4 protein-coding genes are annotated in these 16155 nt (G+C 40.9%); 3 read left to right on the top strand and 1 reads right to left on the bottom strand.

Annotation, left to right across the window (positions count from 1 at the left end):
• The first annotated feature begins 143 nt into the window (after window positions 1-143).
• The 3 genes from PHC76_RS06480 to PHC76_RS06470 all read left to right on the top strand — a co-directional run bounded on the left by PHC76_RS06480 (window position 144) and on the right by PHC76_RS06470 (window position 15718).
• The gene (locus PHC76_RS06480; protein WP_300209883.1) at window positions 144-12161 is read left to right on the top strand and encodes a hypothetical protein; all 12018 of its coding nucleotides are present in this window, start codon (window positions 144-146) and stop codon (window positions 12159-12161) included.
• Between the two features lie 76 nt (window positions 12162-12237).
• Window positions 12238-13659: a flagellin B gene (locus PHC76_RS06475; protein WP_300209881.1), complete on the top strand. Its 1422-nt coding sequence runs from the start codon at window positions 12238-12240 to the stop codon at window positions 13657-13659.
• Window positions 13660-13780: 121 nt separating this feature from the next.
• On the top strand, window positions 13781-15718 hold the full coding sequence (locus PHC76_RS06470) for a 6-hydroxymethylpterin diphosphokinase MptE-like protein (RefSeq protein WP_299974409.1): 1938 nt from the start codon (window positions 13781-13783) through the stop codon (window positions 15716-15718).
• Here PHC76_RS06470 and pseH read toward each other — a convergent pair.
• Window positions 15699-16154, bottom strand: coding sequence for a UDP-4-amino-4,6-dideoxy-N-acetyl-beta-L-altrosamine N-acetyltransferase (gene pseH, locus PHC76_RS06465; RefSeq protein WP_299974406.1), 456 nt, complete (start codon window positions 16152-16154; stop codon window positions 15699-15701). The two genes, PHC76_RS06470 and pseH, sit on opposite strands and share 20 nt — an antisense overlap.
• Window position 16155 lies beyond the last annotated feature (1 nt).

The following is a 16155-nucleotide window of genomic DNA, read 5'->3' as shown; positions in this document are numbered from 1 at the left end:
TGGGAGAACTCGGTAAAACTGCGGGTGTAAGAACCATCAATGCGAGTGCAAGTACCGCGGCGAGCAGTGTAGATTTATCCAGTATGACAACAGCGGATGTTGCGATGAGTATCACGACCGGAACCGGGGCGGATACAATCACAATGCGCCAAGCAGACTTGGCATCAACCGATACAATTGCTGTAGGGACAGGGGCGGATGAACTCATCTTGACCGGAACAGGAAGCGTTGTTGACGCAGACTTTACCCTAGTAAGCGGACTTGAAAAAGTGACCTTGTCCGATACGGGTGCAGCAAGCGTTGTTATGGGAGAACTCGGTAAAACTGCGGGTGTAAGAACCATCAATGCGAGTGCAAGTACCGCGGCGAGCAGTGTAGATTTATCCAGTATGACAACAGCGGATGTTGCGATGAGTATCACGACCGGAACCGGTAATGATCTTGTAAAAATGAAAGCCGGTTACTTGACAAGCGCTGATACAATTAATGGCGGCACTAATACAACAGTGGATACACTTGAAATAATCGGTACAGGTTCTATAGTAATTGCTGATGCTGATCTTACCAATGTAAGCGGTATTGAAACATTAAAATTGACGAGCAGTGCAACAACTGCAACCAATACAATCACTTTTGCTGAGGAGGCAAAAGGTGCCGGTATTACGACAATCGATGCAAGTGGAATTGTTCAAGGTGGGAATATCACTACGTTTGATTTTTCAACTGCAACAACGAATGGTGGTTACACGATTAAAGGTGGTGCTGGAGCTGATACGATTAAAATGAATGCAGGAGATTTGACTTCTGCCGATACAATTATTGGTAATAGCGGTAGCGATCTTTTAGAATTTACAACCGCTATAAATAGTACTGATAGTACGATTCTCGCTCATGTTGATGTAGAAAAAATTAAATTACATGCAGGTGATGACCAAAAACTTACCCTTAACGCATACGGTTCTGCATTAGAAATTGATGCGGTTACTAATTTAACAACAGATAAAGTAACTGTTGATGCTACTTTGATGACAAATAACCTCAAATTAACGACATCAGGTGGTGCAGATACGGTTACATTAGGACAAGGTGTTGATACAATCGTATTAGGAAGCGGAGCAGATACTGTTAAAACGCTCAGTGGACGTTTAACATCTACAGATAATATCAATTTTGGAGTAGGCGCAGATATTTTAGAATTTACCAATGCTGCGACGGTTGATGATACAATGTTCACCAACGTGAATGGATTGGAAAAAATTGTATTAGCAAATGGTGCAAATACAGTCGTATTAGGTGATTTGGCTCGTTCTGCAGGGATAAATACAATTGATGGTGCTGCGTCTACATCAGCATTAAACTTGACATTAAATATGGGTTCAGATATTAGTTTAGGTGCTACTGTGACTGGTGGATCAGCAGCAGATACAATCATAATGGCTGCTTCACAGTTGAGTACTGACGATCATATTGATGGTGGACTCGGAAATGATACTATTTGGTTGACAGGAACAGGAATTCTAAAAGATGATGTTTTTGCAGCCCTTACCAGTATCAAAACATTGAAATTAGATAATCAAAATCAGGACTTTACTTTAGGAAGCAATGCAGCAACAGCTGGAATTGATACAATTGATACCAGCGTTATTAGTGGAACAACGCAAATTAAGCTTGATGTTTCAGCAATGACAACTAATATGAGTATTGACTTGTCAGCTGCATCTGGAGCAGATACCATTGTTATGGGGCAAGCAGTCGATACTATTAAAACTGGTGGAGGTAATGATACCATCCGTGTTGCCGGTGATAAGCTCACTTCAGCGGATACTATTGATGGTGGAACAGGAACCGATGTTCTTGAATTTACGTCAGCGGTTAATTTTGCAGACACATCCGCTTTTACAAATGTTAGCGGTATCGATACCATTAAATTATCCAATCTCTCAGTTCCTGCAGCGCAAGTATTGACGCTTAAAGCAGGTCTTGCATCAACTGTTGATGCATCAGCATTATTGGGTACAAACAGTGTTACGGTCGATGCATCGGCAATGACGACTGATATGACAATCACTACCGGAAATGGTAATGATACGATCATCACTGGAAGTACAAACGGTGCAACAACAAAATATACAATTGATGCTGGCTCAGGAGATGACCTTATTAAATTTGGGGCGACTACAGAGATTACAAGTGCAAATGATGTGATTCACGGTGGTGCTGGAAATGACTCTCTTCAGTTTACTACTGCTTCTGCGCAAACTATAACAGATGCATTTTTTGGAACCCATATTACTGGTATTGAAACAATCAAACTCGCCAATATAACAGGGCATACTGTTACTCTGAGTACCGCAACAAAAGCTATGGCAAGTGGATTGAATACTATCGATGCAAGTGCTGTAACAGCAGGAACTGCAACGATTAATGTTTCTGGGTTTACCACTGCGATGAATGTGATAGGTGGAGCAGGAGCAGAAACCGTTACTGCCGGAACCGGTGTTGATAACTATTCGTTAGGTTTGGGTGACGATGCTCTTACTATCACAACGTTAGGATGGACATCAGCCGATACGATTGCAATGGGTGGCGGTAATGATACGTTGACACTTACGGATGCGGGGACTGTAAGCGATGATCTATTTACCCATGTAACAGGGGTAGAGACTTTGATTCTTAATGATGCCACCAAAGATAAAACGGTTACATTGGGAACGTATGCAAAAAATAGCGGTTTAACGCAAATTGACGCAACTGCCTTGGTAGTCGTAGGTACGACAGCTGCCAAAAAAGCAGTAATCGATGCATCTCAAATGACGAATGATATGACGATTAAAGGCGGAGCCGGTGATGACACTATCACTATGGGTAAAGGTAATGACACTATCATCGCAGGTGCTGGAAATGACATCATTAAAGTTGCCAATGCATATCTTGATAGCAACGACAATGTAGATGGAGGAGCAGGAACTGCAGACATAATGCAGTTTGTTGATGCCGTAACGGTTAGTGATAGCAGTTTTACAAATTTTAACGGTATAGAGGGGATTAAACTTGCTGCATTCGATAATCAAAGTGTTACATTAGGAGATATTTCTGCTGCCAAAGGAATCACGATTATTGACGCTTCTGTTCTTGCAAGTGGGAATCGAGCAACGATTGATTATTCAACAATGACCAGTGATGTTACTACCAATGTTACTGGTGGATCGGGAGATGATACGATTAAAATGCAAGCCGCCCATTTGACATCGGTAGATAGTTTAAAATTGGGTGGCGGTAGTGACAAATTGATTTTAACAACCGCAGCCACGGCGGGATCAGATGAAGTTGTCGATCTCGATTTTACCAATATTACGGGGTTAGAAACATTGGTATTGGGTGATGGAAATAATCAAAAAGTGACAGTAGGGGCAAAAGCAAAACTTGCTGGCTTAACAACTATTAATGCGTCAGCACTTAGTGGTTCTAATAGTGTTACGGTTGATGCATCAGTTGCAACAGCTGCTATGAGTATTACCACGGGATCAGGGGATGATATTATCTCATCAGGAACACTAAATGATACTATTATCGCGGGTGCAGGAGATGATACGATTAAATTTACATCGACAACATTTGCAGGTGATAGTGTCGATGGTGGTGCCGGTACGAACGATGCCATTTTGATAACTAATTTGATGAATATTACGGATACTGCATTTAGCGGAACGATTAATGTAGAGATTCTGAAATTTAGTAATATCACAGGAGAATCAAAAGCAACATTGGGTACGAATGCAGATCTGGCTGGTATTACATTAGTTGATGCATCAACATTGACCGGTGTATTGGCAACCGATAAAGCAACAATTGATGTGAGCGGTATGACGAGTAATGTTGAAGTAAAAACAGGAGCAGGAACGGATACGATCACTTTGGGTAGTGGTATCTCTAAAGTTTCAGCCTCTTCTGGAGCAGATACAATTAAAATCACAGCAGAAAATCTTACCTCAGCGGATATGATTGATGGTGGAGCAGGGATTGATACACTCTTGATTACGACAGCATCTACGGGTGTAAACGCGATTAGTGATGCTGATACTACGAATATGACCGATGTCGAGATTATTAAACTTTCTAACTTTGCAAATCAAAATGTCATTTTAGGAAGTAATGCTCGCTTAGCCGGTATTACAACGGTTGATGCAACGTTGCTTACTGGGACTAATGCCGTTAGTGTCGATAGTTCTGCTATGAACTCCTCAATTACACTAAAAGGGGGTACCGGTAATGATACCTTCACTCTTGGGAACAGTAATGATACGGTCATTGGAGGAGCAGGAGATGATACGATTAATATGGCAAGTGCTTATTTGACATCATTTGATAAGCTAGATGGTGGTACAGGCAATGACACGCTCTCTATTAGTACACTAGCTACGATTACTGACGATGACTTTACGGGCATACAAGGGATTGAAACACTAGCAATCGGTAATTTTGCCGGGCAAACGGTAACCCTTGGTAATTATGCATCGGGTAAAGACATTACTGGTGCAGTAGTAAATACCAATGTTATCAAAACGATTGATGCTACTGGTGCATTAGCCAATAGTGTAACGATTAATGCATCTGAGGCAACGATTGCATTAACCATAAACAGTGGTTCAGGTGCTGATATCCTCTATGCGACAAAAGGGAATAATACAATTAATGCGGGTGCTGGAAATGATACAATCAAGATAGCGAGTGTTGGATTTGATTCACTCGATAAAATCGATGGAGGTGTAGGTACTGGGGATATTCTTGAAATCACTGATGCTGCAACGATTATCGATACTGCTTTTACCAATGTAACGAATATTGAGGGAATTAAACTTAGTGATTTTGGTAACCAATCAGTTACATTAGGGCTCAATGCACAAGCTAAAGGGATTGTAAAAATCGATGCAATAGGGTTGACTGGAAGTAATGGTGTAACCATTGATACGACGGCAATGACTACAGCTGATATTACTATTCAAACAGGTGCAGGCAATGATACTGTCATTGTAAAAAAAGCTTATTTGAACGGCACAGATGTACTTAGTGGTGGAACCGGTACTGATAAATTAGTGATTGCTGATCAAATTACAACATTATCCTCCTTGGATTTTACTGCTCTTACGGGAGTTACCGGCTTTGAAACGATTGCATTGAGCAACTTTGCGGGACAAACATTGAGTTTAGGTAACGCTGCTGATTCTGAAGGGATTAATAGTGTTGACCTCTCTTTGATAACAACTGCGACGGTGACAACAACGGTTGAATCGTCAATGGAAAAAGCGATCACAGTTACAGGAAGCGATGGTAATGATATCATCACCATAACATCAGTTGGTAATTATGGAGACACTATTAATAGTGGAGCAGGAAATGATATTGTGAGTATCGGCGGAGGAAATGATAGTATCAATACCGGAGCCGGAAATGATACTATCACGGTAGCGATTGCAAAACTTGACGGCAGTGATGTGATTGATGGTGGTATCGGGCTTGATACATTACTGATAAGCGATGCGGGAACTATTGTAGATAGTGCATTTAATGGGATTGTCAATACTGAGATTTTAAAATTGGCTGCGGGGACGACAACTCTTACGGTTGCAGATAAAGCTTTTGCTGCAGGGATTAAAACAGTCGATGCGACTGGATCTACCAGTGTAACGCTAGATGCTAGTAATTTTAATGGAATTACAGTCAATGGAAGCAATGGAATTGATACAATTACCGCAGGTACTGGAAATGATATACTCAATGGTGGCGCAGGTAATGATATTTATCGATTTAAAAATAATAATTTGACTTTAAATGATAAAATTGTTGATTCAGCAGGAGATAACGATACCTTAGTTATTACAGATGCTGCATCAATAACAGATGCAATGTTTACAGGAATTAAAGGTATTGAAACGCTTAAACTCACCTCAAATGTATCAGGTCAAGTGATTACATTAGGGGCAAAAGCTATGGCAGCAGGGATTAAAGTTCTTGATTTAACAGGGATTGATCCGGCAAACTATACCTATGATCGTACTGCATTTACAGGTTCATTAACTATTTTACAAAGTTCTCCTGGAGGAATTTACAAAGGATCTGCTGGTATCGATGTATTTAAACTAAGTGAGACGGCATTTGATTCAACAACAGCAGCCTCTACTATCATGGGATATGCAAGTAGTGATACTTTGGAGATTACGACAGCAGCGTCTATTCTTGATGCTGATTTTGCTAAAACAACGGCAGTAGAAATATTAAAACTGGATGTTGGCGGTACTGCTACTCTTGGAACGGCCGCCAAAACAGCTGGCATCACAACGATTGATTTGACTGGAACGGCAAACAGTACAGTAGACGCGTCTGTGATGGGAATAGCGACTACGGTGAAGCTCGGTAGCAATACAGATACTATTACAACGGGGATCGGAGCAGATAGTGTTTCGGTTGCTGCTGCTGACTTAAACGATACTATTAATCTGGGAACGGGAATAGCAGTTGATACCATTACACTAACGACCGCCGGTACAATCGTTGATACACAATTTACGAATGTTTCCAACGTAGAAGTGTTGAAGTTCGCGCAAGGGGCAAATAATGCTACGCTTGGTGCGGAAGCTGCATCAACCTTTACAACACTTGATGCTACCGCGTCAATCGCAACCGACACATCGACGTACAATCTTAGTGCCATGAATGCAACAGTAACCTTCAAAGGGGGTGCAGGTAATGAAACGGTAACTCTTGGTGCAACGGATCAAATTATTGTTGCGGGTGCTGGAAATGATACTGTTAAAATTGCTACCGCTAATCTAAGTGCTAGTGATAATATTGATTTAGGTATTGGAACCGATACTATCGAAATTACCAATGCCGCATCAGTTGCTGACACCGCATTTACCTTGGTAAAAGGGGCAGAAGTTGTAAAATTGGATGCTGGTGGTTCTGTGACTTTGGATGTAAAAGCACAAGCATCGGGTATTAGCACGGTAGATTTGACCACTTCAGTAGGCAACAGTACGATTATCGCATCTGCCAAAACATCATCAACGGTTGTGAAACTTGGTAGTAATACTGATACGATTACAACCGGAACAGGTGCGGATACTGTTATTACGACGATTGGAAATCTTAATGATACGATTGATTTGGGAAGCGGGGCTGCAATTGATACGATCTCATTGCTTGATGCTGGAACATTATCAAGTTTTACCGGAATTACCAATGTTGAAAGCCTTAAACTTTTTAACGGTGCAGGTAATACTCTCACTCTCGGTGCCGATGCTACCTTTAAAACAATCGATGGTGTAGCATTAACGAATGCAGCAACTGTGAGTATCGGAAGCGGATTGCTTCAATCAGTAGCTATTAATCTCGGTAGCGGTGCAGATACAGTCACCTTGGGAACTAACAGTGCAACAATAATCGAAACGGTTAAAGTGGGTGCCGGCAATGACCTTATTAAAACGACTGGTGTAAATTTGAATGCTACCGATATTATTGATGGATCAGTGGGGGTAGATACGCTTGAAATAACAAATATAAGTGGTCTTGTCGATACTCAGTTGAGTAATAAGACAGGTATAGAAATTCTTAATTTTAGTGCAGGGACAGGTCTTTTCTCCCCTGCGACCCTTTCGGCTAAAGCGTCAGCGATGGGGGTAACCACGGTAAATTTAGGGGCATCAGGCAGTATTAATGTGTCTGGTATGACTCGTGGAATGATTCTGAATGGCTCAGTAGGTGATGATGCGTTTACAGGTAGTAACTTTAAAGATACTATTACTTTAGGAAGTGGTAATGATATTGTTACTGCCGGTGGCGGAGATGACCTTATCCGTGTCAATAATGGCGATTTGAATAATGCTGATGCGATTGACGGTGGTGCAGGAACTGATACGATTGAAATTCTGAATGTTGCTGCAATTACCGATACAATGTTTGATGCAGGCTTTACATTGCTTGAAGGGATCAAACTGGGTGATTTTGGTGGGCAAACTGTCACTTTAGGAACTGCGGCAATGACAGCAGGGCTCAAAAAAGTGGATGCAACTGCAACAACAGTTCTCCATGGCGTTACACTGGATATGAGTGGAACACTAGCTAATGACGTAACATTACTTGGCGGAGCGGGAGATGATAGCTTCAAATTTAATGCGGCAGATTTAAGCGCTACTGATACAGTAACAGCGGGTGCGGGGTCTGATACGATTAAAATTGGAGATGCTGCGGCGACTATAGCAGATGCACAATTTACAAAAGTGACAGGAGTAGAGACGCTTACCCTATTAGGGACAGGTGCTCAAGCTGTGACCGTGGGTAACCTAGCAAAAACAGCAGGAATTACCAAAATCGATATGAGCGCAAGTACCGCTGCATCATCCATAACCAATGCAATGACAACCGATAGTACTATGACAATGATTGGAGGTAGCGGAAACGATACCTTTACAATGAAAAATATTCACTTGACAAGCACTGATACCATTACCGGTAACGGAGGGACAGACAGTATGGTCTTTAGTGATGCGGCAACCGTACTCGATGCTGATTTGACCCATGTAAGTGGAGTAGAAAAAATAGTTCTTGGGGATTTTGCAGCGCAATCAATCACGTTAGGAACATTGGCAACAGGTGCGGGAATCACAACCGTAGATGGATCAGCAATTGTTACGGCGACCAATGCCCTTACTGTTGATACAACGGCGATGGGAGGAGCAACTCTAACCCTTAAAGGTGGAGCTGGTGATGATATATTCAAACTCAAATCAGCTGATTTTACTTCTGCAGATGCTATTGTTGCCGCAGGCGGAGCCAATACAATTGTATTTGGAGATGCAGCCAGTGTAGTCGATAGTGACTTTACCGCGGTTAGCGGTGTTGGTACACTTAAAGTGAGTAATTTTTCAGGACAAAATCTCGCATTGGGTGAAATCGCACGAGTTGAAGGTATTACTAAAGTAGATGCAACAGCAGTAAGTGGAGCGAACACTGTTGTCGTAGATGTTTCGGGGATGACATCAGATGCTACCTTAAGTGTTTTAGGGGGAGGGGCTACGACACTTAAGGCTAAAACAGCTCATGTAACGACTGCCGATACCTTTACCGGTGGAGCGGGGATCGATACTATTGAATTTGCAGATGCTGCAACAGTAGTGGATTCAATGTTTGATACAAGTTATACTAGACTCGATGTGATCAAATTGGGTGATTTTACAGGTCAAAGTGTGACACTGGGTGTGAATGCTATGAATGCAGGACTCAAAAAAGTGGATGCAACTGCTTCGACGTATAGCGTGACATTGGATGCAAGAGGGACAGTAACGAATAACATCACATTACTTGGAGGTTCAGGTGCTGATACTTTTAAAGCTAATCTTGCCGATATCTCTGCAACCGATGTTATAGCGGGTAATGGTGGTAGTGATACACTGCAAATTGCGAATGCTACGGCAACGGTCACTGATGCTCTCTTTACTAAAATCACAGGGGTAGAAATACTTCAACTTGCAGGAATAGGGGCGCAAACGGTTAGTATCGGTAGTGTGGCCAATACAGCAGGTCTCACAACAATTGATGCTCATTTAAGTAGCAGTGCTTCAATTACAAATGCGATGGTAACCGATACCACTATGACAATGATTGGAGGAGCGGGTAATGATACGTTTACTATGAAAAATATCCACTTGACCAATGCTGATACTATTACCGGCAATGCTGGAACAGCGGATACGATCGTCTTTAGTGATGCGGCAACGGTCATAGATACTGATTTTGCTCATGTTACTGGAGTGGAAGCGATTAAACTGGGCAACTTTTCAGGGCAATCATTGGCATTAGGCAATGCTGCATCTACGGCAGGAGTTGTGAAAGTCGATGCATCTGCTGTGACAACGACAACCAATACGATATTGGTTGATATTTCTGGGATGTCGACAAATGCTACATTTACGGTTATAGGGGGTGGTGCAGCAACCCTTAAAGTTAATAATGGGCATTTAACATCCGCCGATACCTTTACCGGAAGTGCGGGGGTTGATACCATCCAAATTGCGGATGCGGCTACAGTAGTGGATAGTATGTTTGGTACAAATTTCACACTGTTAGATGGGATTAAGCTCGGTGACTTTGGAAGTCAAAGTGTGACATTGGGTACCAACGCTATGACAGCAGGACTTAAAAAAGTGGATGCATCATTAACAACTGCATCTAATGGTGTTGCTATGGATGTACGTGGAACAACAATCAATAATGTTACATTAATTGGGGGCGCGGGAGCAGATACCTTTACCTTTAATGTAGCAGACTTTTCAGCTACTGATACACTTACTGGTGGATTGGGTAGTGATACCCTTGTATTGGGTACAGCGGCAACGGCACTTACACAAACAGATGCTCAATTTACTAAAGTAACTGGTTTAGAGACTCTTAAATTGGGGGATTTTGCATCACAAGTGGTAACGTTGGGAACATTAGCAACCACAGCAGGTATTCGAACGGTAGACGGGTCACTTCTTACTGGGACAAATGCAGTAACGATCGATACCCTCTCGATGACAGCAGCAGCCCTTTTACTTAAAGGTGGAGCAGCAAGCGATACGTTTAAACTAAAAAGTGCCTTTTTTGACTCTTTAGATAGCGTTGTAGGTGGTGCAGGAACAGCGGACACAATCATCTTTAGTGATGTGGCAACGGTAATTGATACCGATTTTGCCCTCTCAAGCGGTGTAGAAGTACTTCAACTTGCAAATTTCGGTACACAAAGTATTACACTGGGAACGGCTGCAACAGCAGCAGGTATTAATAAAGTAGATGGTAGTGTCCTTAGCGGAACAAATGCCGTGAGCATGAATGTAAGCGGTATGGGTGCGTCTGTCTTGACACTTATTGGAGGGGCAGGGAATGATACGTTTACTCTTAAAGCCGCTGACTTTACCGCTGCGGATACTATTACAGCAGCAGGCGGTATTGCTGATAAAATTGTCTTTAGTGATGCGGCTACGGTCATTGATGCTGATTTTACTTTGGTGAGTGGTGTTGAAAGTATCAAATTAGGTAATTTTGCAGGGCAAAATATTACGGTAGGAACTTTAGGGGTAGCAGCTGGAATTAGAACCGTTGATGGATCGTTATCTGCATCCGGTGTCACGTATGATCTTAGCGGTACGACAACGAATGATATGGCAGTGCTTGGCGGAGCGGGAGATGATAGCTTCAAATTTAATGCGGCAGATTTAAGCGCTACTGATACAGTAACAGCGGGTGCGGGGTCTGATACGATTAAAATTGGAGATGCTGCGGCGACTATAGCAGATGCACAATTTACAAAAGTGACAGGAGTAGAGACGCTTACCCTATTAGGGACAGGTGCTCAAGCTGTGACCGTGGGTAACCTAGCAAAAACAGCAGGAATTACCAAAATCGATATGAGCGCAAGTACCGCTGCATCATCCATAACCAATGCAATGACAACCGATAGTACTATGACAATGATTGGAGGTAGCGGAAACGATACCTTTACAATGAAAAATATTCACTTGACAAGCACTGATACCATTACCGGTAACGGAGGGACAGACAGTATGGTCTTTAGTGATGCGGCAACCGTACTCGATGCTGATTTGACCCATGTAAGTGGAGTAGAAAAAATAGTTCTTGGGGATTTTGCAGCGCAATCAATCACGTTAGGAACATTGGCATTTTCAGCAGGAATAAATACGGTTGATGGACATGCTCTTACAGGGACTAATAGCGTGATTATTAATGCTAAAGCAATGGATGATGGTATATCAAGCCGAGCAATAACGATGACCGGTGGTGCCGGTGCGGATAAATTCTACAGTTCTCTAGGGAATGATATTCTTACCGGTAATGGTGGTGCTGATATTTTTGTATACGCTAATGCGCCAACCAATGGAAATGATACGATTAGCGACTTTACAGATGCGTCAGACAAAATTGCGATAACTGTGACTGGTAAAGTAGCTGGTACTGCAATAGCAGTGGGTGATATTGACACGTATGCAACGATTGCTTCAGCTAACGCCGGTGCTGATACATTAATAACTCTTGCAAGTGGAGATACGATTACACTTACAGGGGTAACATCTTCGAATATTACTGCAGCAGATTTCATCTACGGATGATCTGCTAAAACTGGAATCCTTTTTGCTTTAATGTGATTAAAGCGTGTAGACGCCAAAATCACATTAGGGATTTATCATGGGATTTAAAATCAACACAAACATAGCGGCATTAAATGCTCACAACAACGCGATGATTAATAACCGTAGTTTGGATAGTTCTCTCTCTAAACTTTCAAGTGGTCTTCGTATCAATACAGCGGCGGACGATGCATCAGGAATGGCGATTGCGGATTCACTACGATCACAATCAAGTGCATTAGGACAAGCGATATCGAATGCGAATGACGGAATTGGTATGATCCAAGTTGCCGATAAAGCAATGGACGAACAACTAAAAATTCTTGATACAATTAAAACCAAAGCGACTCAAGCGGCACAAGACGGTCAAACAGCCGATTCTCGTAAAGCACTCCAAAAAGACATTACACGTTTGATTGAGAGTTTGAACACTATTGCCAATACCACTTCGTTCAACGGTCAACAAATGCTATCTGGTGGATTTAGTAATAAAGAGTTCCAAATCGGAGCATACTCAAACCAAACCGTTAAAGCGAGTATCGGGTCAACCCAAGCAACCAAAATCGGTTCAATACACGTAGAGACAGGTGCTACTGTAACAGCTTCAAGTAATCTTGCAGCCGTGATCAACGGTGTAACACTAGAGTCTGTAAAAATCAGTACCAGTGCAGGGAGCGGATTAGGTGCTCTTGCGGCTGTTATCAACAAAAACCAAGATCAACTTGGTGTTCGTGCGACAGCAAATGTTGAGCATTCAATGACAGCATCCCTAACAGCTGGAGATGTTGTTAGTCTTTCTATTAATGGTGTTAAAATCGGAACGATCAGCGGTGTACAAACCGGAGATAATGACGGACGTTTGGTGAATGCGATCAATGCGGTTAAAACGCAAACCGGAGTAGAAGCATTTACCGATACACAAGGTCAATTGCATTTGCGAAGCCTTGATGGACGCGGTATTGTAGCAACTGCCGGAGCAGGTACCTTCTCAGGGGTTACAACGTACGGACGATTGACATTGACTCGCTTGGATTCACGTGATATCACAATGACAAGTGCGGGGATGGCTAATTCAGCAAATACAACTGTCAACTTGAACGATGTTATCAATTCTTTTGATGCCAATGTTGCGAGTGCAGCCGGAGCACATGTTCTTTCAAGTGCAACTAGCGCACTCGGTACGGGTGTTGAGACACTTCGCGGAGCGATGTTGGTTATGGATATTGCTGAATCAGCACAAAAATTGCTTGATTCTATCCGTTCGGATCTTGGTTCAGTCCAAAATCAAATGGTATCAACGATCAATAATATCTCTGTAACGCAAGTAAATGTTAAAGCGGCAGAGTCGAATATTCGTGATGTCGATTTTGCGGCAGAATCTGCGAACTTCTCTAAATACAACATCCTTGCTCAGTCTGGCTCTTATGCTATGTCTCAAGCAAATGCTGTTCAACAAAACGTGCTAAAATTATTACAATAGTTTTAGTCGTTTCTTTAGAAAATATCCTTAAGTTACTTCAGTAACTAAGGCATTTCTCCCTATTTTCATCACCCCTCAGTAAAGGGTGATTACTGCACCGTATCATCTCTAAAGGAATAGCATGGATATTTTACAACGCAATTTGGAAGCACTGCTCAGTGTTGATCCTCTTTTGACGGCAAAAATATTTGAATTACGTGAAAATAACTCTTTTGAGGTTTATGTTGATAGTGATCCCGCCAATATTAATATTATTTCTAAAAATGATTTAACACCAATTTATTGTGGTAAACCTATTGAAGAAACAGAGCTTGCCTATAAAGATTGTATAAACTATCAACGTTATCCTTATCTCTATTTTTTTGGTTTAGGGAATGGTATACTGTATAAAATGTTGCTGCAAAACCCGGTACATCAACGTTTAGTCATTTTCGAACCGGAATTAGAGATTATCTATATTGTTCTCAATATGATTGATTTTAGTCAAGAGATTATGGAACGGAGATTTCGGGTTGAACTGAGTGAAGATATGACGTTTGATCGTATGGTCAATGTTATTTTTAGCGGTACGGCCAAATTGTATGCAAAAGTATATAATCTCTTAATACCATTTGGATTTTATGAAAAATATTTTGATGATATATCGCGAATTAATACCTTGGTAGTGGATAGTTTAAAACATTTGGCATATGCGATTGGTAATGATGTTGTAGACTCGCTGATAGGGGTGGAACATCATATACGAAATTTGCCTCGAATGATTCATGGTCCTACTTTGTACGAAGCGGTTAAAAAGGGAAAAAATAGTTCAATCGCAGTCATTGTCTCAACAGGTCCATCGTTAGCAAAACAACTCCCTTTGCTAAAAAAATATCAACAACATATTACTATTTTATCATTGGATGCAAGTTTTCCTATATTAGTAGCACATAAAATTAAGCCTGATATGGTTTTTTCGATTGAGCGGGTATCTGCAACAGCATCATTTTATAAAAAAACGCCGAAAAGTGCTTTTAAAGGTGTTAATTTTATGATTTCATCTATTGCACATCAAGAGTTAATAGAGAATATTGTCGGAGGGACATTACAGCTTAGCATGAGACCTTTTGGATATTTGACAGGTTTTGAACACCATGAATGGGGTTATATTGGTTCCGGTATGAGTGCTGCAAATATGGCATTTGAATTTGCCGCCTTATCGGGTTTTGATAAGATAGTATTAATTGGTCAAGATTTGGCGTATGCCAAAGATGGATTATCGCACGCTAAAGGGCATATATTTGGAGATGATGAAGTAAAACAAAAAGAATCTGATCTCTATACAACAGCGTACGGGGGAGATGGCGAAGTAAGAACGACACTTGTATGGCAGATGTTTAAAAACTATTTTGAAATCTCTATAGCGCAAATGAATGATGCAGGTCGCTTTATCGCGTACAATGCTACTGAAGGGGGTGCACGTATTGAAGGGGCAATTGAGATCCCTTTTGAGACATTTCTTTCAGAATTTGTTGATACAACATTTAAAAAAGCACGGATAAAACTAAATACTCCGAATGATGAAATCTGTAACAAAGCAATTGGTTTAACTATCTCTACAATCAAAGATTTTTTTGAGCATGGTGAACGTGTAAAAAGCGAGTGTGAAAAGGTCTTTTTGGAGACAGTTGAGGAATTGGAAAAGATTGAAAAACTCAAAAATGAAGAGAAATTGGACGAGATTGATTTTGACCTTTTGCTTGGATTGAATAAAAAAATTGATGCAATAAAAGAATTGTTTGAAGATGAACGTTTTGATAAACTTTTTGGTACGGTTATGATGCCATTGATGCTTCATCAAGAGATTGAATTAGCAACGATTATGGTGCGTAATGTAGAAGATGATTTAGAGAGAAAAATCAAACTGATTGATTGGATTTATGCCCATAAATTTTGGTTATTTTCGATGGCTGGATCGATTCAAAGTACCCTTATTAGAGTTTCCAAAGGTGTGTTAATGTGGGAAAACGAGGATAAATTTAAAGAGATAATTGAGATGTCTAAAAAGTATGTTTCATAACGAGCAAATTATTATTATTCGTATGAATACGCTCAATTTCAACGAAAGAAAATTGTTGATATAAACGTATTGCATTAAAATTGTTTGCAAAAACTTCTAGCTTTAAAGTATCAAGTTGCAAATGATTAATAGCATAAGCTAAAATTGATTCCATCAATATCTTCCCTTTTCCTGTTACAGTAGAATAGGGGTTTGCATAAAGTCCAAAATAAGCATTTTTTTGTTCAAAATCAATCTCTGAAAAATAGATAACTCCATAGTCTTCAATTAAAAAATATTGTTTTGTAGGGGCATTTTGAAGTGTATTAATAAAAAGCAGATGTTCTTGGAGCGTGATTGGATCAGAATGTAACATCCATTTTCTGACATTTGGATGATTCCGCCATAATAATACATCCTCTTTTTGTTGTAGTGTAAGATGTGTAAAATTAATCATA

Source organism: Sulfuricurvum sp. (genome assembly GCF_028710345.1).
GTDB lineage: Bacteria > Campylobacterota > Campylobacteria > Campylobacterales > Sulfurimonadaceae > Sulfuricurvum.
Note: the sequence above shows the minus strand (reverse complement) of the source record. Positions and strands in the feature narration are given on the sequence as shown.